The following is a 4232-nucleotide window of genomic DNA, read 5'->3' on the forward strand; positions in this document are numbered from 1 at the left end:
CCGTAATTGATCGGCGGTACCCATACAAATGAGCATGTCGCGGTCTAAAATCATCGTCTCACCAGTGGGGCCGACAATGAGATTGCCGTCGCGCCGCCGGATCGCTAAAACTAGCGAACCAGATTGAGAGCGCAATCTGGCTTCGCGCAATGACAAACCAGCCACCGGACAAAGCTGCGCTTCGATCTCAAACTCCTCCATATAAAACGATCGATCGCTAGCCACGATCCCATCCATAAAATCCATCACCTGGGGGCGTAGAGCCGCTGCTGCCATCCGTTTGGCACCAGTGATGTAGGGCGAGATCACCTTATCCGCACCAGCACGCTGAAGCTTCTGGACGGCTTCTTCATTACTAGCGCGGGCAATCGCCCGAATATTAGGATTGAGAGTTTTGGCAGAGAGGATGATATAGAGATTTTCGGCATCAGATGGCAATGCGGCAACTAGACAATTGGCTTTTTCTACACCCATTTTCAGCAGCGTTTCATCGAGAGTCGCATCAGCTTGGATGGCGCTATATCCTTCAGATTGAGCGATTTTAACTTGTTCGCTACTCGCATCAGCTATGACAAACGCTGTGCCTTCGGCTGCAAATTCAGTGGCAATTTGTCGCCCAATTCGTCCAAAACCACAGATGATAAAGTGTTCAGCTAAAGATTCCACAAGTTTTTTTTGTTGCCTGAGTCTTCTACCTTCAATAAAATAGCCTTCAATCAAAGCTTCTGTAAATCGATTAACAATATAACCGATCGTAATTACCCCAGCCAAAATCAAGGCGATGGTAAAAATTCGACCGCGATCTCCAAGTGGTTGAGTCTCGCCATAGCCGACAGTGGTGAGGGTAATGATGGTCATGTAGACCGCATCCAACCAAGGCCATTGCTCGACCAAGCTATACCATAGCGTTCCGGTAATAAATACCAGGGTCAGGGCAATACCACCCCGTTGCAAATCTTTTCTGATGCGACGGTATTTTTGCTCTACGGAGTCCATCAGCGCAGGTATGGGGATTAGATCGTCGGGAGTTTAGAAATTTTTACCCCAGATTAGCAATCGCCATTTATCAAGACAATATGGATACCACTACACTACGTGACAGCAATATCCACACTATCTCTAGGGTGCGATCGACTACTCGTCGAAACTACAATCCAGGAATATTTAGTCCGCTAGTGAGTAACTCCATCCGTTCGCGCATCGTGGCGGTGGACTTATCGTAGGCGTCCATCATGGCATCGAGGACTAGTTGGGAGAGTTCTTCGGGACTCTTGCTAGCTGCATCCGCACCGATACTGACTCTGCGGGGTTCTTGATTACCGCTCAAAGTAACGGTAACGTCACCTGCTTGCCCTTCAATTTCCATCTGCTCCAATTCTTCTTGGAGCTTTTTGGCATCTTCTTGTACCTGCTGAGCTTTTTTGAAGGCATCGGCAAGTTCTTTCATTTTGCCAAGACCGAAACCGCCAAATCCTTGTCCTTTAGTCATAATCTTTTAAGTTTTAGTCAATTTAAACAATATCCCATCTTACTGGAGTCAGGGAATGCGGGGGTGAGGGTATCCGTAATTAGGCGTTAGGCTTTAGGTTTTAGGCTTTGGGCTTTAGGCTTTAGGCTTTAGGCGTTAAGAATACCAATCGACGATCGCACTGACTATATCTTAGCCAATTAGAGTTTCAGAGTTCAGATGCTCGATAACCCGATTTAATTCCTGAGAACCCAGAACCTAATGCCTAAAGCCCAAAGCCTAATTTCTAACCTAAAGCCTAAAGCCTAAAGCCTAAAACCTAGTCTAAAACTCGCCCAGCATTTTAACTTCTGGTTCGAGTTCGATCGAGTATTTAGCTCTGACTTGGCTTTGAACGTAGTAGATCAACTCTAAAATTTCACTAGCCTTGGCATCTTTGCGGTTGATAATAAAATTAGCATGAAGGGTGGAGACTTCAGCATCGCCAATCCGGTGCCCCTTGAGTCCTAAGCTTTCAATTAAGGCCGCTGCATAGAGTGGGGTGGGATTGCGAAAGACGCTGCCACAGCTAGGTCTGTCGTATGGCTGTTTGCTATGACGCTTTTCTAAATCCCGGAAGGTACGCGCTTTGATATCTTCGGCATCGCCAGTTGCTCGCAACTGGAAGGTCGCACTCAGTACGATCCGCGAGTCTCCCTGTAAAATCGATGTCCGATAGCTATAGTCTAAATCTTGATTGGTAAGTGTCTCGATCGAGCCGTCGAGATTCAACACTTCGGTACTTACTAAAATCTCTTGGGTGCTGTGTCCGTGTGCGCCAGCATTCATCACCACAGCACCGCCTACAGTGCCCGGTATCCCCGCTGCCCACTCCATTCCACCCCAACCTTTGCGAGCTGCTTGCCAAGCTAGGCTGGCGACCATTTTACCCGCATCTGCCTGGATCGAGTGATTTTCCCCGTCCACTTGGGTATTTACATAGCGCAGATGACGGGTGCAAATTACCAAGCCAGCCAAACCTTTGTCGCTGATGAGTAAATTTGAGCCAGCACCAATAATGGTAATTGGTAGCTTATTTAGTTGCGCCCAAGCTAGACCACTTTGCGTCTGGGCGAGGGTTTTGGGTTCGAGATACCACTCGGCGGGGCCACCGACTTTCCACGTTGTCAAACCTTTGAGCGATATACCGGGGCGAATCGGGCAATCAGTAGGAACTTCCACATCTCGATCTGCATCTGTTGGTATGGTCGAAATAATTACTGGCTGATGAATCTGGGGTTTGCTAACGGATGATTCGGCAGCAGATCGGCTGCGCGAACGGTCGTGGGAAAGTGTCATGATGGAGATGTAAGGTAGTTGGTGGAAATCGGGGGCAGTCACTAATAACTAGCAATCGAGGAAATGTGTGGATTCTCAGCCAGATGGATACAGCCAATCGTCTTCACAAGTCAAATTTATAACAGGCTAACTCGGGGATAGTTAGCATTGATAATACACTAAACATTCAAGATCGAGCGATCGTTTCGGTCTGTTTGGCATTAAGTGCTGTTCGATAAAAGTCTAAGACCCCCGGAATGATTTGGTTGAGATTTCCCGCACCCAAGCACAAGCAGATATCACCCTGCTGGAGATTGTGAGTCAGAAATTCGGATACGCCTGCTAGCGTCGGTTGATAACAGACATTCGGGTGATAGCGACCGATTTGAGCGACAACCTTTTCGCCACTGATAACGCCAGTATCGGCTTCTCCCGCACTGTAGATATCTGTAATTACTACTAAGTCGGCATCTTTAAAAGATCGGGCAAACTCAGGCAGAAATTCTAAAGTACGGCTGTATCGATGGGGCTGGAAGACCGCTACAACTCGTCGTTCGGTACCAACTCGCAAGCGAGCGGCACTGAGTGTAACGAGGATCTCACTGGGATGGTGAGCGTAGTCATCGATAAAGGTAATGTTATTTTGGTATCCTCGAAGTTCAAAGCGGCGTTTGGCACCACTGAAAGTCGCTAAACCAGCGGCAATCGCACTAAAGTCTAAGCCAACCTGACGACCGACGGCGATCGTCGCCAGGGCATTACTCAAGTTATGTTTGCCTAACACTCCTAACTTTAGTATTCCCAATAATTTGCCGGATTCATATACTCGTGCCGAAGTCCCATCGGCATGGTAGTCAATCTCATCGACGGTGTAGTCGGCGAGTTGTCCAGGCTCAACACTGTACGAAATCGTCGGCTTGATGCGCTCTTTGACGATCGCACAGTCGATCGAGCCGATTGTCACTTGACACTGGTTGGCAAATGTGGTAAAGGTATCGATTACCTGATCGAGGCTCTTATAATGGTCGGGATGATCGAGTTCGATATTCGTAATTACCCCGATTTTGGGCGCGTGTTTGACGAGCGAACCATCAGATTCATCGACCTCCGCGACAAAATATTCACTTTCGCCAACTCTGGCATTCCCATCCCAAGCTGTGACTTCACCACCGACGACAATTGTCGGATCGACACCAGCTTCTACCAACATGTAACCGATCGCGCTGCTAGTTGTAGTCTTGCCGTGGGTACCCGCTACGCCGATGCTCGTGTATTCCCCAATCAGCGCGGCTAATACATCCGATCGATGAAAGATCGGACACCCTTGCGCCAATGCCGCTCTCAATTCGCCATTAGTTTTCCCAATTGCAGTCGAGCAGATGATTTGCGGCGTTTGCCCAGATGGATGATTATCAAAAAAATCTAAATTACTCGCATCCTGACTCAG

General features: G+C 48.2%; 4 protein-coding genes. All 4 read right to left on the bottom strand.

What is annotated here, in order from left to right:
- On the bottom strand, positions 1 to 996 hold a 996-nt coding region (locus RMO35_RS19930; protein ID WP_309743509.1), incomplete at its 3' end, for a potassium channel protein.
- A gap of 151 nt (positions 997 to 1147) precedes the next feature.
- Positions 1148 to 1489, bottom strand: coding sequence for a YbaB/EbfC family nucleoid-associated protein (locus RMO35_RS19935; protein ID WP_309743511.1), 342 nt, complete (start codon positions 1487 to 1489; stop codon positions 1148 to 1150).
- A gap of 303 nt (positions 1490 to 1792) precedes the next feature.
- Positions 1793 to 2806, bottom strand: a complete 1014-nt coding sequence (gene murB, locus RMO35_RS19940; protein WP_309743513.1) for a UDP-N-acetylmuramate dehydrogenase — start codon at positions 2804 to 2806, stop codon at positions 1793 to 1795.
- A gap of 166 nt (positions 2807 to 2972) precedes the next feature.
- Positions 2973 to 4232, bottom strand: a 1260-nt coding sequence (murC, locus tag RMO35_RS19945) for a UDP-N-acetylmuramate--L-alanine ligase (RefSeq protein WP_309743515.1), incomplete at its 5' end; no start/stop codon positions are given.

Source organism: Chamaesiphon sp. OTE_20_metabat_361, assembly GCF_031364565.1.

What these genes read in the sequence shown, in the direction of transcription:
- RMO35_RS19935 (WP_309743511.1), bottom strand. Translation starts at nt 1,489, where the DNA reads ATGACTAAAGGACAAGGATTTGGCGGTTTCGGTCTTGGCAAAATGAAA.
- murB (WP_309743513.1), bottom strand. Translation starts at nt 2,806, where the DNA reads ATGACACTTTCCCACGACCGTTCGCGCAGCCGATCTGCTGCCGAATCA.